General features: G+C 68.5%; 19 protein-coding genes. 15 read left to right on the top strand and 4 right to left on the bottom strand.

The window, feature by feature from the left end:
* Positions 1–10: 10 nt before the first annotated feature.
* Positions 11–2,005, bottom strand: coding sequence for a HelD family protein (locus E1261_RS03955; RefSeq protein ID WP_132401960.1), 1,995 nt, complete (start codon positions 2,003–2,005; stop codon positions 11–13).
* A gap of 70 nt (positions 2,006–2,075) precedes the next feature.
* Between E1261_RS03955 and E1261_RS03950 the strand changes: the two genes are divergently transcribed.
* The 3 genes from E1261_RS03950 (at position 2,076) to E1261_RS03940 (ending at position 4,087) form a co-directional block, all read left to right on the top strand.
* Positions 2,076–2,663, top strand: coding sequence for a TetR/AcrR family transcriptional regulator (locus E1261_RS03950; protein WP_132401957.1), 588 nt, complete (start codon positions 2,076–2,078; stop codon positions 2,661–2,663).
* 4 nt (positions 2,664–2,667) lie between these two features.
* A complete protein-coding gene (gene aroQ, locus E1261_RS03945) occupies positions 2,668–3,105 on the top strand; it encodes a type II 3-dehydroquinate dehydratase (RefSeq protein WP_132401954.1) in 438 nt (145 codons plus the stop codon).
* Positions 3,106–3,421: 316 nt separating this feature from the next.
* Positions 3,422–4,087, top strand: coding sequence for a helix-turn-helix transcriptional regulator (locus E1261_RS03940; RefSeq protein WP_132401951.1), 666 nt, complete (start codon positions 3,422–3,424; stop codon positions 4,085–4,087).
* Positions 4,088–4,197: 110 nt separating this feature from the next.
* On the opposite strand, the gene E1261_RS03935 is transcribed toward E1261_RS03940, so the two are convergent.
* Entirely contained in the window at positions 4,198–9,897 is a 5,700-nt protein-coding gene (locus tag E1261_RS03935; RefSeq protein ID WP_132401948.1) for a choice-of-anchor D domain-containing protein, read from the bottom strand.
* 171 nt (positions 9,898–10,068) lie between these two features.
* Here E1261_RS03935 and E1261_RS03930 point away from each other — a divergent pair, with 171 nt between their 5' ends.
* From E1261_RS03930 to E1261_RS03920, 3 genes are all read left to right on the top strand, one after another.
* A complete protein-coding gene (locus E1261_RS03930; RefSeq protein WP_132401945.1) occupies positions 10,069–10,704 on the top strand; it encodes a Pvc16 family protein in 636 nt (211 codons plus the stop codon).
* Complete coding sequence (locus E1261_RS03925; protein WP_132401942.1) at positions 10,701–12,701, top strand: ATP-binding protein; 2,001 nt, start codon at positions 10,701–10,703, stop codon at positions 12,699–12,701. The genes E1261_RS03930 and E1261_RS03925 overlap by 4 nt, the downstream gene beginning before the upstream one ends.
* Positions 12,702–13,042: 341 nt before the next feature.
* Positions 13,043–16,150 carry an autotransporter outer membrane beta-barrel domain-containing protein gene (locus E1261_RS03920; protein WP_132401939.1) on the top strand — a complete coding sequence of 1,036 codons (3,108 nt, stop codon included), beginning with the start codon at positions 13,043–13,045 and terminating at the stop codon, positions 16,148–16,150.
* A gap of 6 nt (positions 16,151–16,156) precedes the next feature.
* Here the strand turns inward: E1261_RS03920 and E1261_RS03915 are convergent, their stop codons facing one another.
* Complete coding sequence (locus E1261_RS03915) at positions 16,157–16,513, bottom strand: cupin domain-containing protein (protein WP_132401936.1); 357 nt, start codon at positions 16,511–16,513, stop codon at positions 16,157–16,159.
* A gap of 279 nt (positions 16,514–16,792) precedes the next feature.
* Here E1261_RS03915 and E1261_RS03910 point away from each other — a divergent pair, with 279 nt between their 5' ends.
* The 7 genes from E1261_RS03910 to E1261_RS03880 all read left to right on the top strand — a co-directional run bounded on the left by E1261_RS03910 (position 16,793) and on the right by E1261_RS03880 (position 23,029).
* A complete protein-coding gene (locus E1261_RS03910) occupies positions 16,793–18,349 on the top strand; it encodes a phage tail sheath family protein (RefSeq protein ID WP_132401933.1) in 1,557 nt (518 codons plus the stop codon).
* Positions 18,350–18,374: 25 nt separating this feature from the next.
* Positions 18,375–18,824, top strand: coding sequence for a phage tail protein (locus E1261_RS03905; RefSeq protein ID WP_132401930.1), 450 nt, complete (start codon positions 18,375–18,377; stop codon positions 18,822–18,824).
* Complete coding sequence (locus tag E1261_RS03900; protein ID WP_132402112.1) at positions 18,824–19,282, top strand: hypothetical protein; 459 nt, start codon at positions 18,824–18,826, stop codon at positions 19,280–19,282. The genes E1261_RS03905 and E1261_RS03900 overlap by 1 nt, the downstream gene beginning before the upstream one ends.
* The gene (locus E1261_RS03895; RefSeq protein ID WP_132401927.1) at positions 19,228–19,437 is read left to right on the top strand and encodes a DUF6760 family protein; all 210 of its coding nucleotides are present in this window, start codon (positions 19,228–19,230) and stop codon (positions 19,435–19,437) included. The genes E1261_RS03900 and E1261_RS03895 overlap by 55 nt, the downstream gene beginning before the upstream one ends.
* Positions 19,437–21,686, top strand: coding sequence for a hypothetical protein (locus E1261_RS03890; RefSeq protein WP_132401924.1), 2,250 nt, complete (start codon positions 19,437–19,439; stop codon positions 21,684–21,686). Before E1261_RS03895 ends, E1261_RS03890 begins: the two co-directional genes overlap by 1 nt.
* Before the next feature lie 4 nt (positions 21,687–21,690).
* Positions 21,691–22,128, top strand: a complete 438-nt coding sequence (locus tag E1261_RS03885; protein ID WP_132401921.1) for a phage tail protein — start codon at positions 21,691–21,693, stop codon at positions 22,126–22,128.
* Between the two features lie 118 nt (positions 22,129–22,246).
* Positions 22,247–23,029 (top strand): SGNH/GDSL hydrolase family protein, encoded by a 783-nt coding sequence (locus tag E1261_RS03880; RefSeq protein ID WP_132401918.1) that lies wholly within the window; start codon positions 22,247–22,249, stop codon positions 23,027–23,029.
* A 13-nt stretch (positions 23,030–23,042) separates the two neighbouring features.
* Here E1261_RS03880 and E1261_RS03875 read toward each other — a convergent pair whose 3' ends face one another.
* Entirely contained in the window at positions 23,043–24,692 is a 1,650-nt protein-coding gene (locus E1261_RS03875; RefSeq protein ID WP_132401915.1) for a carboxylesterase/lipase family protein, read from the bottom strand.
* A gap of 57 nt (positions 24,693–24,749) precedes the next feature.
* Between E1261_RS03875 and E1261_RS03870 the strand changes: the two genes are divergently transcribed.
* Both E1261_RS03870 and E1261_RS03865 read left to right on the top strand, forming a co-directional pair.
* Positions 24,750–25,532: a TetR/AcrR family transcriptional regulator gene (locus tag E1261_RS03870; protein WP_238175993.1), complete on the top strand. Its 783-nt coding sequence runs from the start codon at positions 24,750–24,752 to the stop codon at positions 25,530–25,532.
* Between the two features lie 26 nt (positions 25,533–25,558).
* The gene (locus E1261_RS03865; RefSeq protein WP_132401912.1) at positions 25,559–26,197 is read left to right on the top strand and encodes a tetratricopeptide repeat protein; all 639 of its coding nucleotides are present in this window, start codon (positions 25,559–25,561) and stop codon (positions 26,195–26,197) included.
* The last annotated feature ends 28 nt before the right edge of the window (positions 26,198–26,225 follow it).

Below are 26,225 nucleotides of genomic sequence, written 5' to 3'. Positions count from 1 at the left end.
CGCAATCCGCTCAGTCGAGCTCGCGGGGGAGTGGGCGGGTGTGGAGGACCTCGAGCCGGGAGACTGCTCGGGTGAGGATCACGTAGAGGCGGTTGAGGCCGCGGGGTTCGGCTTCGACGATCTCGGCGGGTTCGACGGCGATCACGTGGTCGTACTCGAGTCCTTTGGCCAGGCTTGCCGGTACGACGGCCACTCGGCCGTCGCCGTCGGGTGCGACGGTTTCGATGCCGGCGGCCTTGAGGGTGTCGGTGAGATCCGCGATCCGGTCGTCGGCGGCGATCACGCCGATCGAGCCTTCGTGAGGGAGCGCTCTCTGAACCGCGCTCACGAGATCGTCCGACTCGGTGATCGCGAGAACGCCGTCGCTCCGGAACGACGTGGTCTGCGGAACATCGACCGGCAGTGATCTCAGCAACCTGTTTGCGAGCTCGACGACGGAGGCGGGAACGCGGTACCCGGTGGTCAGCGCGACCTGCTCGGCGCTGGGTTTCCCCAGATGCGCGAGCTGCTCGGCCCAGGTCCGGGCCGCCCAGGGCGTCGTGCCCTGGGCGAGATCCCCGAGAACGGTGATCGACCCGTGCTCACTGCGCCGGGCGATCGCGCGGCACTGCATCGGCGAGATATCCTGCGCCTCGTCCACGATCACGTGGCCATAGGTCGGCCCGCGTTCCAGGAGAGCGCTCACTTCATCCAGCAGTACGGCGTCGGCCGCGGTCCAGGGCGCGGTCTTCGCCTTCCGTGGCCGCGGCCACGAGATCGCGTTCTGCTGATCCGCGTTCAGGAGATCCGCTGACGCTCGAGAGAGCAGTTCTCGTGATCCGAGGATCTCGGCCAGCAGATCCTCGGCCTTCACTGCGGGCCAGACCGCCTCGACGGCCGGGGTCGCCGCCCGCGCCATCTTCCGCAGCCACACCCCGTTGCAGTTCTGCCCCCGCGCCTCGGCCTGACGCTGCAGCGACGCCACCACGCGCGCGATCACGCGTTCCCGCCCGATCAGGTACGCCGTCGCCTCCGCCCGCGCGTCAGCCACCATCTCTGCGAACTCGAACTGGTTCACCCGCCACTTGTATGAACCGTCGGGCACCACGATCGCGTTCTCCGGCACCGAGATCCGCTCGTAGAGCGCTCTCTGGAGAACGCCGGCCATCCGCACGTCATGCTTGACCGCTGCCGCAGCAGGCTCGTCCGTCGCACGGATCGTGATGCGCCGCGCATCAGGCCCGGCCAGCAGGTCCTCGACCGTGGTCTGGTCGACGTCGACCTCGCCGAGGGTCGGCAGCACCGCAGAGATGTAGTGCAAGAACGCCCGGTTCGGCCCGATCACGAGAACGCCGTTCCGCTGCAACCGCCCGCGGTGCGCGTACAGGAGATACGCCGCCCGATGCAGCCCGACCGCGGTCTTCCCCGTCCCCGGTGCACCCTGCACACACACCGACACCTCGAGCTCGGTCCGAACGACCTCGTCCTGTTCCGGCTGGATCGTCGCCACGATGTCCCGCATCGGACCAACCCGCGCCCGCTCGATCTCCCGCCGTACCAGCTCACTGCCGAATGTCGGCGCCGGCTCTGCGGATCCGAGCTGCTCGTCCTCGAAGCTCGTGAGTCTGTTCCCCGACCAGCCGAAGCGGCGACGCGTCGCGAGCCCCCGGGGATCGGTCGGCGACGCCCGGTAGAACGTGGTCGAAACCGGCGCCCGCCAGTCGATCACCATCGGCGGCCGGCCGATCGCGTCCGAGATGTGCCGCCGGCCGAGGTAGTACGCCTGATCGCGGTGCTCGCCGGCATCGCCGCCGTACCGGATCAACCCGAAGTACGGCGGGTTGTCGCCTTCCTCGGCCAGGTCCCGCGCCAGCGTCTTGAGGTAGAACCCCAGTCGCTCGGCGGTGTACCGGTCGCCCCACGTCTCCTCGCCGACAACCACGTTCTCCCGGGCCCCGCTCACCATCCGCCGCAGCGCTTCCCGGCACTCCTCGGCGTACTCCTGCTCCTCCGCCAGACTCCGCATCCCGCTCCCCAAATCAACTCAGTTCAAAAGATTAACTCGGTCAATCTTTTGTCTAGGTTAACATAGCTAGGTGAGCGGACTCCGAGAGCGCAAGAAGCAGCAGACGCACGACGCCCTGTCCGAGGCGGCGATCGCGCTCTTCCTCGAACGCGGCTTCGACCAGGTCTCGGTCGCCGACATCGCCGCCGCGGCCGACGTCTCCAAACCGACCCTCTTCAAGTACTTCGCCACCAAGCAAGACCTCGTCCTGCACCGCATTGCCGACCACCGCCACGAGGCGGCCCGGCTCGCCCAGGCATCCCCGGAGCCGATCGAGGCGCTCGCCCAGCACTTCCATGAGGGGCTCGAGCAAAGGGAACCGACGACCGGGCTGAACGACCACCCGCAGGTCCTTGCCTACTACAACCTCGTGTTCACCACGGCGGCGCTGGCCACCCGGCTGCGGGAGTTCATGGACGACGACGAGCGCGCGCTGGCCGCCGTACTGGGTGGAGATCTCGAGGCCGAACTCCTCGCCGCTCAGGTCCTCTCGACCCAGCGGATCCTCGGCTACCGCAACTGGCTCGCGATCTCCGGCGGCCAGTCCGCCACGAAGCGCTACCCGGCCGCGCGAGACGAGGCAGAGACAGCATTCGCGCGGATCAGACCACTAGGCTGACGACGTGAGCGAGACAGTGCTGGTGCTGAATGGGCCGAACCTCGGGCGGCTGGGTTCGCGGGAGCCGGAGAAGTACGGGTCGGCGACGCTGGCCGATGTCGCGGCCGAGTGCGAGAAGGTCGGGGCCGAGCTCGGGTTCCGGGTCGAGGTGCGGCAGACCGACGACGAGGCGGAGCTGGTGCGCTGGCTGCACGAGGCGGCCGACGGGCGGATTCCCGTCGTACTGAATCCGGCCGCGTTCACGCACTACTCGTACTCGCTGCGGGACGCGATCGCGCAGCGCACCGCGCCGCTGATCGAGATCCACCTGACCAACCCGGCGACCCGGGAGGAATTCCGGCACACGAGCGTGGTCGCCGGCGTCGCGACCGGCACGATCGCCGGATTCGGGCTGGATTCGTACCGGCTGGCGCTGCGGGCGCTCACCAATCTCCCAGACTGATCACCTTCTGTATCCATCTGACTCCGGAGCGAGACCGGCATAACCAACCTGCCCTTTCGTGCATCGGAGAAGTGAAGGGCAATTCATTCGGCCTGATGGGGATGTTTCATCCGGTGCCGGGCCAAGAGATCGGGGTGAGACGCCGGTGAAATGCCGGTGCCTCACGCTAGGCGTTGGGTCGTGATACCGGCCGTCACCGGCTCTTAAGGCTGGCTGAAGGTGCAAGGGCACGATCGGAATCGAAACGATTTTGGGGGTTCGTGTGACTACGGATTCGATCCGTTCCGTTCATCAACGCTCTGGGGGAGTGACAAGCATGACGACGCAACAACGTATTCCGGTTTGGGTGAAGGCTCTCGACCCGCTCTCGCAGTTCGGGTTGGTGCACGCACTCAGGCAGCGGCCGGAGATCGCCCTGATCAGTGACGCCGAACTGACGGCACTGCAGGCGCAGCAGGATCAGCGAACCGCCCCGCCAGTGGTCGCGCTGATCGCAGTGGATGCGCTGGACGCGGGTGCGGTCCAGGTTCTCCGGTCCGCAACACAGCGGGGCTGCCGCCGTACCGTGCTGATCGGCAGCACGATCGACGACGACGCGCTGATGACCGCGGTCGAGCTGGGGGTGTCCGGAGTCCTGAGGCGGACCGAGGCGACGGCCGACCGCATCGTGCACCTGCTGCAGACCGCCGCCGTGGGCGACGGCAGCCTGCCGGCAGATCTGCTGGGCCGGCTGCTCGGGCAGGTGTCGCGGATGCAGCGGCACGTGCTGGCACCGCGTGGGCTCTCCCACACCGGGCTGTCCGACCGCGAGACGCAGGTACTGCGCCTGGTGGCCGACGGCAAGGACACCCAGGAGATCGCCCGGGAGCTGTCGTACTCCGAGCGGACGGTGAAGAACGTCCTCCACGACGTGACCAGCCGTCTGCAGCTGAAGAACCGCTCGCACGCTGTCGCTTACGCGCTGCGTGAGGGCCTCATCTGATCCACCAACTACAACCCGCCGGCCCTCGCACAAGCGAGGGCCGGTTCTTTCTGTGCCGGTGAACTCCAGCCCGGCCGGCGTGAACCGGCGGGGCTGGAGCGGTACGGCGATCACCAGCGGAGCACGAAGTTCGGCGGCTGGTAGCTGAGCGGCATCACCAGAACAGGCTGGCTCTTCACCGGCAACGGCCTCCCGGACGATGACACCAGCCCCGGCACGGTCGCCGTCATCACCCGCTGCCCCAGCACATCCCGCCGATACACCAGTACCGGTGCGACGAACTTCCCGGTCTTGTCAGCCACGGCAGGCTGTCCACCCAGGCCGACATCCCAACCCAGTACGGCGGTCCGCCCCGGCGGGAAGTTCGTCCCGGTCGCAATCACGATCTGCCCGGGCCGCGCCACCGGCGGCTCCACGAGCAGAGTCGGGGCCAACGTCGTACCGGACACCTTCACCGGCACCGGGAACGGCGCCACCGCACCCGTCGCCGTCGCGGCGACCTGGACGACCCCGGTCCGCGCACCCAGAAGCTGCGGCACGAACTGTACGGCGATCGCACACGTCTTACCCGGTTGCAGCAAAGCGCAGCCCACGGCCGGCTTGAAGTCGGCCACGGACGACACCCCGGTCAGCCGCAACGGCACCGTGCCCGTGTTGGTGACCACGATCGACTTCGGCGCACTCGGTACCGTCAGAATCTGCGGCCCGAACACCAGTGCCTGCGGCGCCACCGTCATCGAGGCCACTGCCGCTCCCGGCGTACCCGACCCGGTCAGTCCGACCGTGACGGCCGCCGGACTCTTCACCGCCGGATCCGCAGACGTCGGTGTGAACACGATCCCGCCGGTCCGATTCCCGGTCGCCCGCGGCGCGAACGTCACCGGTACGTCGCACGTCGCGCCCGGCATGACCGTCGTACAGGTTCCGGGCTTGATGTCGAAGTCCCCGGTCCCGTTCACCTTCGCTGCAATGTTCAGCGGCACATCGCCGGTGTTCTGCAACTTCACCGGCTGCGGCGAAGAAGCCTTCCCGACCTCAACCGCCGGGAACGTCAGCGCCGCCGGCGTCACACCGAACCGCGCCACCGGCGGCACCGGCGTCGAGGTGCCGGTCAACCCGACCGCGGCGGAAGGTCCGGCCAGATAGCCCGACTTGCTCGGCAGCGTCAGCGTCCCGGTGGCCGGTCCGGCAGCCGTCGGCGCGAAGCGTGCGTCGATCGTGCAGCTCTGCCCGCGATGCAGCGTCTGCGTGCACACGTTGCTCCCGGCAATGAACGGAGCCGACGCGACGGCCGGTCCGGCAGCGGCCGGTCCGTACCCGACGTTCTTCACCACCATCTCGCGAGCACTCGACGACTTTCCAACCTGCACGGCCCCGAAGTCCGCACTCGCCGGAGTAGCCACCAACTGCGCAACCCGCCGCCGGGTGAAGACGTCCCACAGCCCGTCGTCAACTGTTCCGGCGACCAGGTCTGAGGTCGACTCGAACGCCGTGAAGGCGCCATCACCGCTCAGCGACGGTGACCTACTGTCGCCGTCCTCGACCACGGCGCCTTCCTCGTTCAGCGACACCCGCTCGGTGAACCGCTCGCTCGCGGCCGCTCCGGCGAAGTCCGGGTCGAGATAGCGGACGTAGATGCCCTGCTGGTCGTTGCCAGGTTGCTCGACGAGGTCAGTGGCCGTCGAGGCGAACCCGACAGTCGTTCCGTCGTCCGACAGCGACGGTTCGTGACTCCACCCATCGCTGTCCTCGCCTGCCTTCCCGGCCGCGGCCGAGGCCAGCACGCTCTTCGCAGTGGACAGATCCCGGACCCAGATCCGGCTCGGGTGCGGCGGACCCTCCGCCCGGGCGGCCTTCGTCTTGCGGGCCGACCCCTCCGGGTCGCTGATCCCCTCGGTCTCGAAGGCGACCCGCTGCCCAGAGGCCGACAGCGACGGATACTGCGCGTCGTCGGTACCGATGTTGCCGTCGGCAAGCTTCGAGACGAGCTCGGTGGTGCCGGTGGTGCGGTCCCGCCGGTACACCTGGAGGGTGGCCTGCTCCGGCTGGTCGATGCCGTGGGCACCGACGTATGCGACGTAGCGGCCGTCGGCGGACAACGAAGGCTGGACCCCGACCACCACCGCGCCGTTGCTGTCCTTGCTGACGATCTCCGGCGCGCCGGCGAAGGTCCCGTCACCGGCGGTGTCGGTTCGAGTCAGTACGACGTTCTGGATGCCGGCGCCGGCGAAGCGGACCGGCTTGCTGCCGGAGGCCCGGATGTTCAGCGAGGCCGCCGCCGCGTCCACGGAGCTCGGGCGGTAGGCGACGTACGCCGTACAGCCGGTTCCCTCCGGGAGTCGCTCGCCGGCCACGCACGGGCGTGGCCGGTCGGGCGCCGGTCCGGTCGGGGTGACCAGGGCGAAGTCGCAGCCGGACGCGAAACTGAGGTCCTGGATGTTCGGCTGGGCGGGAACTGTGGCGGCGACGTACTTCACGGTGCCGACAGTCGTCTGCCCAGCGTCGGCCACGGTGTTGCCCGCGGACGTCGTCGTTGTCGAGGGGGCGGGGTAGTAGTCGGGTGCCGGGAGCGGAGTGCAGTCCGCGGCAGCTCGCACCGCCGGCTCGTTCCGGATCCTGATACAGGTGCCGTTGGCAACGAGCGCGATCGCGGCCTGACCCGACGGGATCGACCCGTTCAGCCGCAGTACGCCGTACCCCGGTCCGGCGCAGGCGTCGTACCGGATGTCCACCGTGCAGGTGGCGTCGGCGGCCAGGTCGCCGTCACAGGTGGTCTCGTCGACCCAGAAGCCGGAGCCGGTGTCGATGCTCGCCTTGCCGCCGAAGTGGATCGCTTCGCGGGGCGTGACCTGCAACTGCTTGAGTCCGCCGCCGCCCAGGTCGATCAGACCCCGGACGTCGTGCAGCGAGTCATCGGGCTCCTGCAGTTTGAGCGAGATGTCGTAGTCGGCCAGCGGATCGAGGCGGGCCGCGAACGCCACGGTCTTTCCGTCACCGGAAATGTCCGGCCTGCATTCCCGGCTCAGCGTGCCCATGTCGCACGGCCGCTGGTACCGCAGATCCGACGCCGTCCCCGTCACCTGCTGCTCACCCGCGGCGTGTGCGACGAACGTCTTCTCCGTCGAATCGTCGCGCGCCTCGTAGACAACCCGGGTCCCGTCCGCCGAGATCCGCGGCGGCCCTACCGTGTCGTGATCACCCACGGTACGGATCCCGGCACCAGCCTGGTCCCGCACGCTGATCTCCGTGAACGGCTGATCGCCGGTACTGATCCGGGACCGGTACGCAACGAACTGCCCGCTGTCGCTCACCGCCGGATCCAGATGCTCGAGCCGGTTCGTCGACACATGCTTGGTCTCACCAGGCATCCGCGCATCACTGCTGCCCCGACCGGTCAGATCGGTGATGATCCAGGGCCCCACGCCACCGCTCACGTCGAACAGATCGATGGTCCCCTTCCGGACGCCGATCGCGCGCGGAGTGAACTTGATCAGGAAGGCGCAACTCTGCCCCGGCCGGATCGTGACCTCGACACACTGGTTGCTGGCAGCACCGAACTCCGGGTTGTGGAACTTCGGCGCCCGGAACTTGATCGGCACGCTCCCCGTGTTCGTCACGGTAAACGGCACCGGCCCGGCCGACGTACCGACCTTCGCTGTGCCGAGGTCGACCGGGTCCGGCGTGCCGGTCGCGTAACTGCGACGCTGCGAGTAGAAGACATCGGACTCTTCGTCGGCATCGCCCCACTCGTCGACCGGGTCCTTGCTCGCGAACGTCGTGAGGGTCCCGTTCTGACTGACCGCGGGATACCCGTCGCTGGTGGCTGTGCCCGGTCCGCTCGAACGCGGCGAGATGAGTTCGTTCACGCCTCGCCCGCCGCTGAAGTCCTTGGTGAGATCGCGGGCGATCACCCGGTCGCCGGCCAGGGTGCCAGGGCCGAGGTCGTCGCCGTCGGACAGGTAGACCAGCGTGTGACCGTCACCGGACAACTCGGGTCGGTGGCCCCCGTCGAAGGAGGTCTGACCGTTGGTGTTGGCTGAGCCGAGGACGGTCTTCTTCGCCGGGACGTCGCGGACCCAAACCTGGTCGGAGATGTCGTCGCCCGTCGCGCCCCGGAAGGCGATCCGGGTCCCGTCGTCGGAAACCGACGGCTCGCTCGCCTCGGACATCGGGCGGCCGGTCGCCTTCAGCGATACCAGCGTGGTCTCACCCGGCCGATAGCTCCGGTCCCCGGCGGTGTCGGTGTCATGCAGATAGACCTGCTGGAACCCCGAAGGGACGTCCGCGGGACGCCCGAACGGATCCTTGGACATGAAACCGACCCAGCGGCCGTCGGCCGACACTGTCGGTCCGGTGCCGTCCATCGGCACGCCGTTGGCTCCGCCCGTCACGCTGACCACTCGCCCGGGCCCGAAGCTGCCCGAGGCACCTGCGTCACGCCAGGCTGCGATGACCTTGCGCCCCGCGTGCCCGCCGATCCGGTAGACGGTGTCACCGAGGTGAATGCTGCCGGAGAACGGCCCGACCTCGGGGAAGGCGTATTCGACGTACGCCGTGCAGCTCGCCTGTGGCGCCACCGGCTGACCCGGCTGACAGGCGTCGGGAGCAGCGTCGGGAGGCAGCACGAGCTTCATCTGGCAGCCAGGCGAGCTGAGGGTCGGGATCAGCGGCACCGACATCGCGTTGCGGATCGTGGCCGACGTGATGTTCAGCAGGCCGGCATTCACGAAGCCGAGGGGGAACCAGGGGTGTGGATGGCCGTTGTCCGCGGCATGCGGCTCCTCTCCCGCAGGGAGGAAGCCTTTGTACTCGCTGGGTCCGCTGCAGTTCGCGCCGCCCGCGGCTGCCTGCGGCGGGAAGGCGGCGAGTCGCGGACACTCACCGCCCGCGGTCAGCTTGATCGCGGTCTGTCCGGCCGCTGATGCCGCCGGGAACCGCAGGACGCCGTTCGATTCGTAGGTACAGTCGTTGCCGGTGTAGCTGACCGTCACCGAGCACGAGGTGTTCGGCCGGAGGACGCCCGCACAGGTGCTGGCGGCAACGGTGAACTGTGGGTCGCCGTCGAGTACCGGGCCCGTGTCGGGATAGATCATCGGCTGCCCGCCGACGTTCTTCAGCGTCACCGTCTTCTGGCCCGAGGTGTTGAACGCCCAGAAGTCCAGCACCGGATACAGTCCGCGGTCGGTGCTCGCGTCGCTGCCGTCGATCGTCATCTCGAGATCGCCCGATTGGACCGACTGGAGGACCGGTGCCACCAGCGTGGTGCCGTCGCGGGACAGCTTCGGTTCGCAGTCTCGGTCGTTCTCGCCGTCGCTTTCGATCCGGCAGTTGGCCAGGCGCTGGTAGGGCAGATCGTTCGGCGCACCGGTGACCTGCTTCAGAACCGTGCTCTCCGGATCCCGCCGGTTCACGACGTACAGCTGGGCGTCGTGCAGCTGATTCGACACGCCGCCGCCGAAGCGACCGCCGGCGAAGGCGATCAGGCCTGCGTCTCCGGACATCGTCGGCATCAGCGCGGTCAGGTGATCGAGGCCTGGGAGCCGTACACTCCGCTCGGGCTCGCGCAGATCGCGCAGCCAGATGCCTTCCGTCTCCTGCGCTTCTGACTCGAACGCGACCCAGCGCCCGTCGCTGCTCACACTGGACCGGTACGACGCTCCCTGGCTCGGCGGGTGCGAGACGGGGTGGATGATCGGCGGGTCACCTTCGGCGGCGGAGGCTCCGCGACCGGAAATCAGTACGGCGAGGCCCGCCGCGAGCAGGGCTGCGGCGGTGATGATGGCGGTCGGGACACGCGGGATACGGCTCACGCCGTCCAGCAAACTGCGTGCGGCGGGGGAGCGGCAGAGCGTGACGTGCGGCTTGGGGGGCAGAGCGTCCTGCCCTAGCGCGCAACGTGCCTGAAGGGGCAGCCCCAAGGGTCCTCGGTACGGCGCGGGCGCACCTGCCGGAGGCGGTGGGGCCGACCTTACCGTGGCACGGTGATCTCCGAAGCCGATGCCGCCCTCGCCGCGTTGCTGCGCCGCGAGCTGCTCGACGCGTCCCGGGTGCAGGTCGTGTTCGATGCGCCGACGAAGGAATGGGCGGCCAAGCGGAACGGTCCGGCGGTGAACCTGTTCCTGTACGACATTCGCGAGGACACCCGGCGCCGGTCGAGTGGGCTGGTGCCGCGATTCGGTGATGACGGGCGGGTGGTCGCGCGGCAGACGCCGCCGCGGATCTTCCGGCTGTTCTATCTGTTGAGCGTGTGGGGTCAGCGGGCCGAGGACGAGCATCGGCTGCTGGGGCAGTTGCTGGACACGTTGCTGGTGCACGATCTGGTGCCACCGGACTTGTTGCCGGACGCACCTTCGCCGGTGGGGTTGTCGGTCGGTCTGCCGCCGGAGGACGATCGGTCGTTCGCGGATGTGTGGTCCGCGCTCGGCGGTGAGCTCCGGCCGTCGATCGATGTCGTGCTGTCGCTGCCGATCGAGGCCGGTCGTTCTAGAGACGCTGGACCCGCGATCGACGAGCCGCTGCAGGTTGCGCTGTCGGACATGAACGCCGCCGCGCAAGAGAACGGTTCTCCCGAGAGCGGCCGGAAACGGGGCGGTCGCACGCGGACCGATCGCGGATGAGTTCGCATCTGCGGCATCTGCTCGGGCGCCTGAGCCTGGTCGAGGATCGGGTCCGCGTGCTGGTCGAACTGCGCCGCCGTACCGACCCGGCGCCGGATGACGGATTCCGCGGTCTCTACCTGAGCCCGGCGGTGATCGACGGGATCCTGGACGGCCGCCCGACCGCGCCACCGGACCTCACCGAGCGGCTGGCCGTGATCGAGGCAGAGGCCGACACCGCCGAAGTCGACGGGTCGACACCGCGATTGCGTCGCCTCGTCCACACCTTCGGTCTGACCGACCTCGACACCGAGATCCTGCTGACTGTCCTCGCGCCTGACCTCGACGCGCGATTCGAGCAGCTCTACGGCTACCTGAACGACGACGTTTCGCAGCGCCGCGCAACCGCCCGCCTGGTCTTCGACCTGCTCGGCGTACCTGCCGCAGATCCCTTGGCCCGTGGACGATTCGACGTAGCCGCGCCACTCATGGCCGGGGGACTGATCGAGATCGAGTCGCCGTCCCGCCCGTTCCTCGGCCGGGCCTTGCGCGTCCCGGACCCGGTCACGGCGTACCTGGTCGGCGGCTACGCAACCGAACCGATGCTGCTCGATGCCACCGTCCCACCGCCCTTAATCGTGTACGGCGAGCTCGAGGAACGGATCGTCCGCGGCCTCCAACCCGGCCGACCGGTCTACCTCCGAGAGCGCCCCGGAAGCGCCGGCCCCGGACTGGCCGCAGCCGCGTTCTCCAAACTCGATCTCGGCGTACTGGCTCTCGATCTGACCAAGCTGTCCAAGGACACCGACCCGATCGTCTTCGCCCGTACGGCGGCTCGCCAGGCACGACTGCGTTCCGCCGGAATCCTGGCCGGACCGGTCGAATCCGCGCCGATCGACGTACTGCGGGCGCTCGCCGTCGCACCCGTTCAAACCGTCCTGACCGGCGTCCCGACCTGGGATCCAAGCTGGGCATCGGTGGTACCGGCGACGCTCGACCCGCCGCTGCTGACGGAATCGCAGCGCGGCACGCTCTGGCACGCATTGTTGCCCACGGCAACACCCGATCTGGATGCGGCGGCCGAGACGAGCACCTTCAGGCTCGGCGTCGACCAGATCGTCCGCACCGCCGAGGCTGCGACCACGCGCGCCGAGGTCGACGGCGTACTGGTGACAGGCGACGTACTGCGCGCCGGAGCGCGCTCGCAAAACGGCGCCGGCCTGGAGCGACTCGCTCGCCGCATCCAGCCGGCCGTCTCCTGGAATGATCTGGTGCTGCCCGAAGAACAGCTAGCCAGGCTCAGAGAACTCGCGATCCGCGCCCGCCATCGCGAACAGGTGATCCGCGACTGGGGAATGCGACCGGGCGGCGGCCGTGGATCCGGCGTCTCGGCCTTGTTCACCGGCGAATCCGGTACCGGCAAGACGCTGTCGGCCGAGGTCATCGCGGCCGAACTCGGAGTCGACCTGTACGTCGTCGATCTGGCAACCGTGATCGACAAGTACATCGGTGAGACGGAGAAGAATCTCGAGCGCGTGTTCACCGAGGCGACCGGAGTGAACGGCGTACTGCTGTTCGACGAAGCCGACGCGATCTTCGGCAAGCGCTCCGAGGTCTCCGACGCCCGCGACCGCTACGCGAACGTCGAGGTCGCCTACCTGCTTCAGCGGATGGAGAGCTTCGACGGATTGGCCATCCTCACCACCAACCTCCGCGCCAACCTTGACGAGGCCTTCAGCCGCCGGCTCGACCTGATCATCCACTTCCCCCAACCCGAAGAGGCTGAACGCCTACTCCTCTGGGATCGCTGCCTAGGCCGCCACGTCCCCCGAGATCCGACCCTCGACCTCACGGCCGCAGCCCACTTCGAACTGTCCGGCGGCGACATCCGCTCCGCCGCCGTCACCGCGGCCTACTACGCCGCCGCCAACGCCCGCCCAGTAACCACCGAAGACCTCCTCACTGCCATCGAGCACGAGTTCACCAAGCTAGGCCGCCTCCCACCCGGCCTCCGCTAATAGCAAGGCGAGAGCGGACTTGGTGATGGGCGCATGGCGCGTACCTGAACAGTCCAGCCCGGCCCTGGAAGCGGGAGCTGCCCCGTCGCGGTGCAGCGGGAGACACCTTGTGGTGGCCGGAGCCCTGTGGCGTGGGGTCTCCGGCCGCTATTGGGTGTCTCGGGCCGCCAATGGTGGCGTGGGCGCGGGAGTGGTTTGAGGCAGTCGGGCTGGTTGGAGGTGCTGTGTGCGGTTGTCATGACGGCCTGACTGAGCGGTTGCCCTTAGAGGCAGGGGCCGATTCCCCTGGCAGCGACCGGACGGGCGTTCCCGTTGGGTTGGGAGACGGCGATGCTGCGGGAGTGGAGAACGACTACGCCGACGCACCTGCCGGACCGGTGTCCCGCCCGGCCGGACCGGAAGGACCGGCACCCGATCCAGGCGCCGGGAACCAGGCGTTCGTCGAGACTCGGCTGCAGGCTGAGGCGTTCCGCGGCAAGCTGATGGACGAGCGCAAGGTCCTGCAGCTCGACTACGACACCCACAACGCGGCTTTGCAGCAGCTCGAAGAACTCGAGGCGGCCGGCGAGATCACCGAGAAGGGCATCGCGGACCGTACCGCGCTGGCCGCGCGCAGGGACCAGCTCTTCAAGGACCTGAACGTCACCAACCAGGACCTGCTGATGCTCGACGACGCCTCGATGGGCCTGGGCCCGCTCAACGACATGATGGTCCGCCGCGGCACCAAAGCCTATGTGCCACAGCAGAACGAGACCACCGAGGGCAGCACCCAGCTCGGCCCGGATGGCATTGTCACCAAGAAGCCCGGCTGGGTCGAGACCGACATCACCAACGGAGTCTCGACCACCCGCAGTCATTCGACGACGAGCACGATCGACACCTCCGGTTGGTCGACCAAGACCACCGACAGTTCGTCAACGCTCACCAAGGCCGCCGACGGCACCCTGAATGCGAGCAGCAACTCGAAGACGAGCGGCCTGGCGATCGGTCCCGGCGGCATCACCGGGAGCTGGGGCGAGCAGTCCGGAAGTTCGGCGACAACCGCGGCGGGTGTCACGACATCGAGCAGTACGTCGACCTCGCAGACCCTCGGTACCGGCGGCTACACGAAGAGCACCGAGGTGAAGGACGACAAACAGACCAAGAAGGACACCTTCGGTGTCACCCGCGGCGACGGCCAGATCGGGATGAACGCGAGCAGCTCCACCACCGTGGCAGGCAAGGAGAACAAGACCACAGGCGGGGTCGGCGTCCTCGCCGGGCCGGACGGGGTCGGCGGGGCCGGGAACCTCGGCAAGGCCTTCAATCAGGAGAAGGGCGCGATCAAGACCGGTCAGACCGCCGGGCTGGACGGCAAGTTCGTCGTCAGCGTGGCCAAGGCCGAAGGCGATCCACCGCGGTACCAGATCACCATGTCGATCAACCTCGGCGGCAAGCTGGGGGCGACCGGTTCCTCGGAGCTGGAGGCGAAACGCAACGCGGACCATTCGACCGGGGTGAAGGCGTCCGGCGGGTTGTCGGGGAGTGCCGCGGCCTCGGTGACCGCGACGTTCGTGCACGTCTACAGCGAGGAGGAGACCAAGCGGTACCTCGGTGCGCTCTCCGGCGAGGGCGGCGGAGCCGAGAAGGAACTCCAGGTGATCAAGCTTGCCGCCGACAACAAACTGGACGCGGCGCAGAGCATGCTCACCGGCGTACAGGCTGCCATGTCCGCCGAGGCCGCGTCTCAGCTGGACGACGGCGGTAGCGCGTCCTTCGAACTCGCCGGGAGCGCCGAAGGCGGCGCGAACGCCGGGGTGACGGGCGGCGGCTTCGGGGCCACTGCGAACGTGTCCGGCAAGTTGAGTACGTCACTCAAGCGCAGCGTGTCCCGCAAGGGCGACAAGATCAGCATCACGGTCAGCCGGACCGACAGCAAGGGGGAGACCCTGGGTGGTGGCGCGTCGATGGGCGCGGCCTCGATGGGCGTTTCGAACACCGACACCGACAAGGCCGCCCAGTCGGTGACTTTCGAGCTGACGCGCACAGATCCGGCGTACGCACAGCTCTTCGCCGAGATCGCGGCCAGGTCCTCGATCGCCGAGCTGCGCGCCTATGCGCAGGACCATCCGAGCCTGGTCACCGCCGACAGTTCGACGACCGGGCACGACGGCAGTACGACGACCACCGCCGGCGTCGGGCCGGTCAGCGTGGGGCTCACGGACAACAGTGGCTTCGAGCAGACCGTCTCTCGCGACGCGACCGGTACCACCGAGACCAACACCGGCAAGGGTGGCGGCGGCATCACGGTCGGCGTCGCCGGACTGCCGAGCATGGGCCACTCCGAGAAGACTTCGGTCAGTACGACGTACGGGCCGAAGGGCGCCAGTGCCGACCTGAGCAAGACGACCTCGGACACCGACATCGACGCGACGGCGACCAAGTACGTCGACGACTTCAAGAAGAGCCCGATCGCCTCGACCGTCGGTCTGGTGACCGGTGCCGCGAAACCGGCCGAGGAGAAGACCGAGGTGGTCGGCATGAAACTGGCCGACTCCGACTTCGACCGGATCTTCGGAGCGGCCGCGGATCCGGTCGGCTGGGGCCGTCCGGTCGCGAGCCCGCGGGACCGGGCCGGCTGGATGGGATTGCGGTCGCGGATCGTGGCTGCCGGCAACGACCACAAGCAGATCGCCCGGCTGATCGCGCATTACGGTGACGGGAACGACAACGCCCCGGCCTACCTGGCGTCGATCGTGCGTGGGGTCGGCCGGACCGACGGCGGCGCCGTGTACGAGTGGCCGGGCGCGCTCAGTGCGGAGAAGGCGTCGTACAAGGCACTGGTCGAGGACGACGCGATGTTGCCGGTGCTCTCGCTGGAGAGCGCCGGAAAGAACAAGGACGCGCTGGATCTCGTCACGACGACCTCGGCCAAGCTGGACAAGCTCGCGACCGACATGCTGGCCAAGAAGAACGAGTTCAGTGAGGGTGCCTTCGGCGAGATGATGGTTCGGCTGTCCGAACGGCGCCGCGAACTCGCGGGACGCGCGTACCTGATCAACCAGCGGGTGAAGGCCGGCGGACCGGACGCGATGCCGAGCAGCACCGAGACGAGCGACCAGTCGGCCGCCGACGTGGCCAAGGCGACGGCGAAGGTGGCGATCGACGGGCACAAGCAGGCGCTGGCCGGGTTCGAGGCCGCGCAGGGCGCGCAGTTCTGGATCATCCAGAAGGAGCTCGCCCGGCGCGACGACTGGTTCGGCAAGCCGAGTGTGATCGACATGGAGGGTGCCTTCAGCAACCTCCGGGACAAGGTCTACCCGCCGTGGCGGGAGACGCTGACCAAGATCCGCGAGGCCGCCAGACAGGCCGGCCTCGACGAGAACGAGTCGGCCAAACCCGAGCCGAACAAGCTGTACTGCAACCACCTCCACCGGGAGGCTTTCGGCAACGACATGTTCAAGCTCTGAAGGCCGTCAGCCCACGGGCTTGGCGTAGCCGGCGATACCGGTGTCGAGAATCACGCACGCATCGTCGCCGGACGTCCACGCATCGTGGCCGGGATCGATGTCCACCACGTCGCCAGGCCCCACGTCGAGCTCCTGACCGTCGTCGAACCGGACGGTCATCCGGCCCGACAGACACATACCGGTGTGGTGGGTCTGGCACGACTCGGTACCGGCCAGTGGCTTGACGTCCTCGGACCAGCGCCAGCCGGGCTCGAAGACCCCACGGCCGAGCGTGAATCCGCCGACGGTGACCACGTCCAGATGGCCATGGTCCTTGAAGGAACGCCGCTCGTGCGGACTGTCGATGTTCTGCTTGCCGGTCATCATGTCTCCGTCTCTCGGTCCTTGCCTCCTGCATCGAAAGGTGGCCGGCGCTCCCCAGGCCGACCATCGTCCCCGCCACACTGCTTCTCCTCACAGAGCACGCCGGTTGCTCTGCGTTGTCAAGGACAGACCGCGCTCAGCCGGCCTTACCGACCGATGACGGGCCTGCCCGATGGTGCACCGCTTCCTTCCCCGGGCCTCGTCCGGGCGGACGTACCGCGCAAGCCTGCGAACCAGGACGCTTGATTGCGAGACCCAGACCAGCTCGAAGGAGTGAAAATGCCGACCTACCTGTCGCCCGGTGTCTACGTCGAGGAGGTGGAGGCCGGGCAGCGGCCGATCGAAGGCGTCGGTACCGCGGTCGCCGCGTTCGTCGGCTTCGCCGAGAAGGGCCCGCTGAACACCCCGACGCTCATCACCAACTGGACGCAGTTCACCCAGACCTTCGGTGACTTCGTCGAGGGTTCGTACCTGGCCCACGCCGTCTTCGGCTACATCCAGAACGGCGGCTCGGCGGCGTACATCATCCGGATCGGTGCCGAGTCGGCCGGTAACGGCCAGGCGCCCAAGGAGCTTCCGGCCGGTGCGCCACAGACCACCCTCGGCCACTACAAGGTGACCGCGATCGAGAGCGCCAACGGCAAGAGCCCCGATGTCACCGTCGAGGTCGCCGACAGCGGGACCGAGAACGCGCCCGAGGGTGCGATCAAGCTGACAGTGCGTGCGAACGGCCGCCCGACCGAGGAGTACGACCCGGTCGTCCCGGATCGGCGCGCGGACAAGACGAACAACGTCGCGACCGTGGTGAACGCCAAGTCCAAGCTGGTCAAGGTCGAGGAGCTGGCCCAGTCGGCCGCTCTCGAACCGGTTGCCAAGGGCAAGAAGTCGCTGGTGGCCCCGCCGGCCCCGGCCGCCACCGGCGAAGGTGTCGGCGCCGCTGACTACGTCGGTGACACCGCTGCCCGGACCGGATTCTCCAGCCTGGAAGCGATCGAGGACGTCACGATCGTCGCCGTACCGGATCTGATGAGCGCGTACCAGCGCGGTGCGATCGACCTGGAGACCGTGCACTCGGTCCAGCAGGCCGTCATCACGCACTGCGAGCTGATGGGCAACCGGATGGCGATCATCGACCCGCCGCCCGGGCTGAACGCCCAGCAGATCAAGGACTGGCGGATGAACCAGGCTGGCTACGACTCGCGGTACGCCGCTCTCTACTGGCCCTGGGCGAAGACCTTCGACCCGGCGACCGGCCGCAACATCCTGGTCCCACCGTCCGGCCACGCAGCCGGCATCTGGGCCCGCACCGACGAGTCCCGCGGTGTCCACAAGGCCCCGGCGAACGAGGTGGTCCGCGGCGCGATCGCGCTCGAAACCGTGATCACCAAGGCCGAGCACGACCTGCTGAACCCGATCGGCGTGAACGCCCTGCGCGCGTTCCCGGGCCGCGGCATCCGGATCTGGGGCGCTCGCACGCTCTCGTCGGACCCGGCCTGGCGCTACATCAACGTCCGCAGGCTCTTCAACTACATGGAGGAGTCGATCCTCAACGGCACCCAGTGGGTGGTCTTCGAGCCGAACGACGACGCGCTGTGGGCGCGCGTCCGCCGTACCATCAGCGCCTTCCTGGTGAACGAGTGGCGCAAGGGCGCGCTGTTCGGACTCACTCCGGACGAGGCGTTCTACGTGAAGTGCGACCGGGAGACCAACCCGGCCGAGGCGATCGACGCCGGTCAGGTGACTTGCCAGATCGGTATCGCGCCGGTGAAGCCGGCCGAGTTCGTGGTGTTCCAGCTGTCGCAGTTCTCCGGCGGCACCAGCCTCGTCAACGAGTAGTCACGCTTAGAAGAGGGAGAGTTTCATGCCACTCGCTGACGCCATGGACATGGCGACCGCGTATTCGTTCAGTGTCTCGATCGACGGGGTCGAGGTGCCTTATGTGATGGAGGTCTCGGGCCTGAAGGCCGAGGTCGACATGATCACGTACTCCGAACAGGCCAAGGACGGCAAGTTCGTCGCCCGCCAGGTGATGGGCCGGGCCAAGACCGGCCAGTTCAACGTCGTTCGGGGCCTGACCGACTCCAAGACCGTCACCGACTGGCTGAAGTCCGTCATGCAGGGTGACATCAAGGGCGCCCGCAAGACCGCCGAGGTCTGCATCTACACCTCCGACGGCCAGCCGCTGCGACGTCTCAACTTCCGCAACTGCTGGATCAAGGACGTCGAGCTCGGCGGCACCCTGAAAGCCGGTTCGACCGAAGCGCTGACCGAGAAGTTCACCGTGTGCTGGGACGAGATGGAGTACGCGTGATGCGTCGCGCCCACACCACGACGCTGGCGGCGGACGCGGCTCCCTCGGAGCCCGCGCCCGCCCCGGCGGCGGTCGCCCCGGCACCCACCCTGCGCACCGAGTTCGACTTCGAGCTCCCGCGCGGTTACGTCGACGCGGACGGCGTCGTCCACAAGTCCGGAACGATGCGGCTGGCAACGGCCCGCGACGAACTCCTGCCCTTGTACGACGCCCGCGTGCAGGAGAACCCGGCCTTCACCACGGTCGTCCTGCTGGCCCGCGTGATCACCCGCCTCGGCGACGTGGCCCGGATCGACGCCCAGCTGGTGGAGAACATGTTCGCCTCCGACGTCGCCTTCCTGCAGGACCTCTACCGCCGGATCAACTCCGAAGGCCACACCCGGGCCGCCGTCACCTGCCCGTCGTGCGAGCAGTCCTTCGCCGTCGACATCGCCGGTGGCCGCCTGGGGGAATCCTGACGTACGCGACCGGCCGTCTGCAGGAGGAGATCGCGTACGTCGCCTATCACTTCCACTGGCGCCTGGACGACATCCTCGATCTCGAACACCCGCAGCGGCAGGCGTTCGTCACTGAGATCTCCAAGATCAACCGCCGGATCACCGAGGGGAACTGATGATCGGCCAGCTAGCCCAAGGCGCCCCGTCCACCCTGCGCCCGCCGAGCGGTGACTGGATCCCGTCCTGGCGCTCACCGGCCTTCACCGGAGAAATGGCCCACCAGCTGGACCCAGCCGGTCCCGGCGGCCTTCTCACCGACATCGTCAGCCCCGGCCGGCCCAGCCTGTACGGCGGAAACTCAGCTCTCGACGTCCGCCCGTACAGCTCGTTCCCCGGCGCCCTCCTTGGCGAGGACTCCGAGGCCGACGAGCCTCCCGCGGCAGCAGGCCCGATCGGCCGAGTCATCCAAGCAGTCCGCAACGCCTTAACCGGCAACCGCTCCGCTGGCACCTCGGCCGCCTCCGGCGCAACCGCAGCGCTCCTAGGCGCATCCGCATCAACGCCCCCAGGCTCCACCCTCGGCCCAGGCTCCGCGGCTAGCGTCGACTCAGTCCCGGTGTCCGCCCTGGGCTCGGGCTCGCTGCCGGGCGCCAGCGCTGGCTCAGACGCTTCCATGGCCGTCGCCGGGGCCGGCTCCGCTGTGTCTGACGGCCAGCTGCCTCTGGCCCTTGCCGCACTCGTGAATGAGCCCACCTTCGGCGAAGTCTTGGCTGGTGGCGGAGCTGCAACAGCCAGTTCCGCCCGATCCCTTGGTGCAGCTCCCGCGCTTGCCTCATCTCTCGCCTCCGCGATCGGCTCGGGCTCGGATGCCGCCGCACTTCTGGGCACCTCGGGTTCGGCCGGCTCACTGCCTCTGGCAGGGTCCTCGTCTGCAGGCTCCGGACCCGGTACGGCGGCCGCCGCCTCGGCGCTGCTGGGTAGCCCGGCGCCATCCGCTGCGACCGGCATGTTGCCGCCAGCAACCAGTTCATCTGCCGGGCCAGGGCTGACTGGGTCGGCGCTCGCTGGGCCCACCGGCTCGGTCGCAGGCGCTGGTACGGCGGCCGCTGTCTCGGCGCTCCTCGGCGCTGCAGGTCCAGCCGTCTCAATGCCGGTCGCACGGGCCGCCGCCCCGGGACTGAGCCAGGTCACCGCAGCCCTCCCCGCCGACGCCCGGAGAGCGCTCTCTGTCCCGACACTCCAGAACTTGCTCCCGAGCCTCGCGTCCGCGGCCGGGATCGGACCCAGCCCGGCCGAGGCGTCTCAGACCGGCGAGGTGAGCACTCCCGGCACAACCGCTGCCGGACTCCCGGTGGCCTCTCAATCGGCCGGCCCGGTGGCTCCGGCAGGGGCGCCTGCCGGTCTCTCCCGCCGCCGGGCCGGCCTCGGGGCCCCGCTCGCCGGACCGCTCCCGACTCTTCCGGTCGCCTCCCCGCCCGCTGGTACCGGCTCATCCGCCGTTTCCTCAGCCGCGGACCTCGCCGCCGCCGGTTCCACCGAGGTGGCGATTCCCCCTTCGAGCGCATCCAACACCGCCCCCGCGTCCGCCGTACCGGCTGCAGCACCGGCCATGGCGCTGGCTCGATCTGTTGCTGGTGGCAACCAGATGCTCGCCGTACCGCCGGTCGTCACCGGTGCCTTCCAGGACGCCACCAGCACCCCGGGCGCGACCGTGCCGCTGCTCGGAGATCGCGCTCTCAGCTCCGACGTCAGCGAACTGCTGTCACCCCCGGCCGGCAGCGACAGCGCAGCACCGGCCCAGCCGATCACCTACCTCCCGCCGCACTCGGTCGACGGCGCAGGACCCTCCGGCGATCCCGGCGGTCGCCAGTCCAGTGCCGCGAACGCCTCGGCTCTCGGACGTCGCGGGAACGGTTCTACCGCTGGCCTCGACAGCCTGCCAACAGTGTCCGCCGTACCGCCTGCAGGCCTTGGTATGTCCGCGGCCGGCAGCATGGCGGCCGCACCTGCTGCGAGTCCCGGATCTGCCTGGCCTGCCAGTTCGGCAGCCCAGGGGAGCATGACCACCGTCGGCAGCTCGGCCGGTGACGCCGGGCGTCCGCTGGCGGTGGCCAGGCCGCCCGCTGCGGGGTCTGCCGCGGCGGGTGGTCTGGTCGAAGGCAGCATGGTCGAGAGCGTCAGCTCCAACGACGGGGCGACCTCGGTCGCGATCCCGTCCGCCGCACCCGCAGCCCCACCAGCAGCCGCGCCCGCAACAGCCGGTACGGCGGCCGCCGTACCGGCATCGGGAACTGGGGGAGCGCTCTCTGCCGCGGACGTCGACGGTCTGGCCCGGCGGCTGTACGAACCGATCGCCCGCCGCCTCCGCGCAGAACTGGTCGTCGACCGCGACCGTACAGGCACCCTGATGGATCGGATGTGGTGACGCGATGAGTGGGACCGACGTAATGCCGGCGGTCGGTGTCCGGTTCATGGTGCAGGTGGACGAGGTCGATCTCGGCCTGTTCACGAGCTGTGAAGGACTCGGCGTCGAGGTCGTGATCGAGCAGCGCAACGAAGGCGGCAACAACGCCTACATGCTGCAGATCCCGTCCCGCCTGAAGTTCCCGAACATCAAACTCACCCGCCCGCTCACCAAGGAGACCGAGCGCGTGGCCAAATGGATCTCCGGTCTGGCCGCCGGAGTCCAGCGCCGTACCGGCCAGATCACCGCCATGACAGCAGACGGCACAGTCGTAGCCCGCTGGGGCCTCATCGACGTCATCCCCGTCCGCTGGACCGGCCCCACCTTCTCCAAAGGCCCCGCCGACGTCCTCACCGAAACCATAGAAATAGCCCACCACGGCTTCATAGACACCGGCTCCTAGCCCCTCGCCCCCGCCACGAGTGGTGGCTGGAGACAAGAAGTTGGGGCCGGAGACCTATGGCAACAGGTCTCCACCCGTGACAAGGTGTCTCGCGCCACCACGCCAACGGGGGAGTGAGATGACCTACCAGCGCTATGTCGCACTGGGCGACAGCCAGACCGAGGGCCTCGGCGATCAGGACGAACGCGGCGGCTATCGCGGTTGGGCCGACCGGCTGGCCGATCAGCTGGCTCAGGCGAACCCAGGCCTGCAATACGCCAATCTCGCTGTCCGTGGCCTCGGAGTGGCCCAGATTCGCGCGCGGCAACTGGAGGCGGCCGTGGCCCTGCGACCCGACGTCGCAACCGTGGTGGCCGGGATGAACGACCTGATCCGGCCGGGCTTCCGGGCTGCCGAGGTCGTCGCTGACCTCGAGGAGATCTTCGCGGCTCTCACCGCCGCCGGCGCGGTGGTCGCCACGCTCACGCTGCCTGATATCGGGAAGATCGCGCCGCTTGTCGCGCGGCTGCGACCTCGCGTGATCGAGTTCAACGCTCTGGTCACAGCCGCAGCGGACAGGCACGGCGTACTGGTGGTCGACACCTATCCGCACGCGTTCGCGACCGACCCGAGGATGTGGAGCGCAGATCGTCTGCACGCCAGCCCCCTCGGTCATGCCCGTATCGCCGCTGCGGTGAGCCATGCGTTGGGCCTGCCTGGCAGTGACGGCACCTGGAACCTCCCCTTGGAGCCCCAGGCGCGCCCGACAAGCTGGCAAGCCATCCACACCGAGGTCACCTGGCTAGCCTCCTTCGTCGCACCCTGGGTCTACCGTCGCCTTCGGGGTCGCTCCAGCGCCGACGGCCGGACCGCCAAACGCCCCCACCTGACCCCGGTCGCATCCGTCGACACCGGCTCCTGAGCTCGGTCCGAGGTTAGGAACCTAGCGATTTCCAGAAGGAGCACTGGTGTTCCTGGGCGAGATCGGCTGGGCCGATCTTGGTGGGGGCGAGTGACTGGACGTGGTCCCGGCTCTGGAAGGGCAGCCACCGTGGCTGTCCGTCGCCGTTCGGGTTTCCGGTCGCTGCGAACTGCGCCCAGTACTGGATCATCGTTGCGGACAGTTGTTTCTGCGCGGGCGTGCCCGGACCGGGGAGCTGCTCGTCGTTGAAGAGATACTGCAGTTCAGCACCATGGAACGCGCCGGTGGGGAAGTTGGGCTTCGGGAGAGTGGTGAACCAGGGAGCGGTCTCGTCGGCGAACTCGTAGGCGTACACCGGGGTGTGTCTGGCGAGTACGCGGTTCTGATCGAGAACCGTGCAGCCCCACGCCCAGTCGGTCACGACGGCCGACAATGCCTCGCCCGCGGAATGGAAGCGGCTGACGGGATACCGGGCCAGGATGCGTTCGACATCGGCCGCGCTGAACACCGCGTCCAGTTGTGCACGATAGGTCGCGGGGGTCGTCACCTCGCTAGTCGCTGTTTCGATGGCTGCGGTGAAGAGGTTGTGCTCGTCGCGTGTGATCCCTTGAACGATGGGGACACGATGGAAGCGGCCGGTGGCAAAGGCGCGCTCCGGGCTGAGCGGAAGCAGGCCGCCGCCGTACGTAGGACCTGAGCCGACCCCGACATCGGACAACTTTGCGAGGTCGTCCACACGCTTGCCGCGTAGACACTTCGCTGCGGTGCCGGGGGCGGAACAGCCGATCGTGGCAGCGATCTCGACACCGTTCTTCTCCCGTTCAGAACGCGGCAGCGGGAACCATGTCGGCGGCCCTGGCGACCACTTCCGGCCAGTGCACTGGGCGCTCTGCACGATCGCCTTCTGGAACAGACCTGCGGATCCCGGCGCGGCCAACTGAGCACAGACGCTGGTCCCGCCGGCAGACTCGCCGAAGATCGTGACGTTACCCGGGTCCCCGCCGAAGGCCGCGGCGTTGCGCTTGACCCACTGCAGCGCGGCCTGCTGATCTTCGAGGCCGAAGTTGCCCGACAGGTTCCGCGCCTGACCGTGGTTGAGTGCGGGGTGAGCGAGGAACCCGAAGATTCCCAACCGGTAGTTGAAGCTGACGACGATCACGTTGCCACTGCTCGCCAGCTGCTGCGCGCCGTACAGGCTGCCGGCGCCGCTGATGAAGCCGTTGCCGTGGATCCACACCATCACCGGCAGTTTGCGCTCGTTGCCGCGGCGCGGCGTCGTCACGTTGAGAAAGAGACAGTCCTCGGTCGTGCTGGCCGGATCGATCAGCCCTTCGGCCTGGGCGCAGCGATTCCCGGGTTTGGTCGCGTCCCGAATGCCAGGCCACGGAGCGGCCCGTTGTGGCGACGCCCAGCGGAACTCACCGATCGGCGGCGCGGCGTACGGGATCCCCTGGAAGACCCTGGCGTCCGCCTCGAGCTTTCCTCGTACGGCGCCGAGGTCGGTCGCGACCACGGTGGCAGCGGCGTCGTTGCCCGAGAGAGCGGTTGCTGCGCCGCCGCCGGCCGCCGAGGCGACGAGGAACGCCGCGGTCAGGAGCACTCCCAGTCGGCGAGAAGTGCTGAATCGACGGCCGGTTCGCTGGTTCTGTCGTGGCTGTTCCATCTCGTTCCCCTGCCCTGGTTTCATTTGTGTGTGGGTCCCACGAAATATAAGTGTAAGGTGCACACGAAGTCAATCGGCGCGTTGCCGACGAGAGGAACCGACCTGATGCCGATCACCGACGATGCGGAGTTGCCGCCGGGACTCGCCTTGGCCTGGAGCCTTCCGGTCAAGGCGGGCAAGCTCGGCCGGAAGCCGTCGCAGAGCGTCGAGCAGGTCGTCGCGGCCGCTGTCGAACTGGCTGACGCCGACGGGTTCGCCGCCATGTCGATGCCCAAGATCGCCCAGAAGATCGGCCTGACCGCCAACGCGATCTACCGCTATGTCAGGTCCCGGGACGAACTGCTGGTGCTCGTCGCCGAAGCAGCCTGGGGCCCGGCGCCGGAACTGCTGCCCGATGCGCGGGATTGGCGGGCCGCTGCGACCATCTGGACCAGGGCAATGCTCGACCGCTGCGAAGTCCACCCTTGGCTCTGCGACCTGCCGGTCCGTGGGGCTCCAGTGACGCCGAATCTGCTGGGCTGGGCAGAGGCGATCCTGAAGGTGCTGACCGGCGCCGGCCTGACTCCCGGTGAAGCCATCGCCTGCGCGTTCCTCCTGGATGGCTACGCGCGGCAGCTCGCCACCACGCGACGCGACGTGCGCGAGAGCACTGCCACGTCCGTCCAGTCGGCGGCGGTGACCAAGTTCCTCGAGCCCCGCTTGCAGGAACTCGGCTATTCGGTCCTGGCCGCCATGATGGCCGGAAACGAGTACACCGACGAAGTGGTGGACGACGATGTGGCCTTCGGCCTCGAGCGGATCCTGGACGGGATCGACGTGCTGATCGCCACGAAGCGCTGAACTCCGCGGGTACTACGTTGGTGGGCGTGGATGAACGTGTGCGGCAGGCGGGCGAGCAGTACGAGCTGGCGATCTTCCAGGGGGACATGACTGGGCTCGCGGGTGTGGATCGCGAGCTGGATGCGGCTGAGGCTGAGCTGGCGCTGGCCCGCGGGAAGTTGCTGCACGCGCACTTCGTCGACGGCCGTGAAGGCAAGGAATCGCGTGAGCTGGAACTGTTCCAGCGCTCTCTCGAGCTGTACGAAGCGCTGGGAGACGCGCGGGGCCGGGCGGAAGCGTTGTTCTGGATTGGCTGTTTCCATCAGGTCGTTCGCGATGACGCCGAGCCGGCACTGGCTGCGCTCGTGTCGTCGGCTGAGCTGACTCGCGAGAGCGGTGACGAACTGATCTTGTCCTACGCCCTCCGCCACCTCGGTATCGCCGCTCACCGGGACGGGCGAGCCGAGGACGCAGGCCGGTTGCTGGGGGAGTCCACCGAGCTGCGCCGGAAGCTCGGCTTCACCGAGGGCGTGGCGGCGAACCTCGTCGGCCTCATCCACCTCGCCATCGACCAGGGCAGGTCCGCCGACGCCGAGGCTCTCCTGGCCGAGGCGACCGCGCTCGCTCAGGCGGCCGGCGCCGCAACCATCGTGGATCAGCTCGCCGTGGCCCGCGGGCGCCTCTGACCTCGGTGCTCCGAATGACGCGAAGCCA

Source organism: Kribbella albertanoniae (assembly GCF_004348455.1).
Lineage (GTDB): Bacteria > Actinomycetota > Actinomycetes > Propionibacteriales > Kribbellaceae > Kribbella > Kribbella albertanoniae.
The sequence above is the reverse complement of the archived record's forward strand: the minus strand, read 5'-3'. Positions and strand labels throughout refer to the sequence as shown.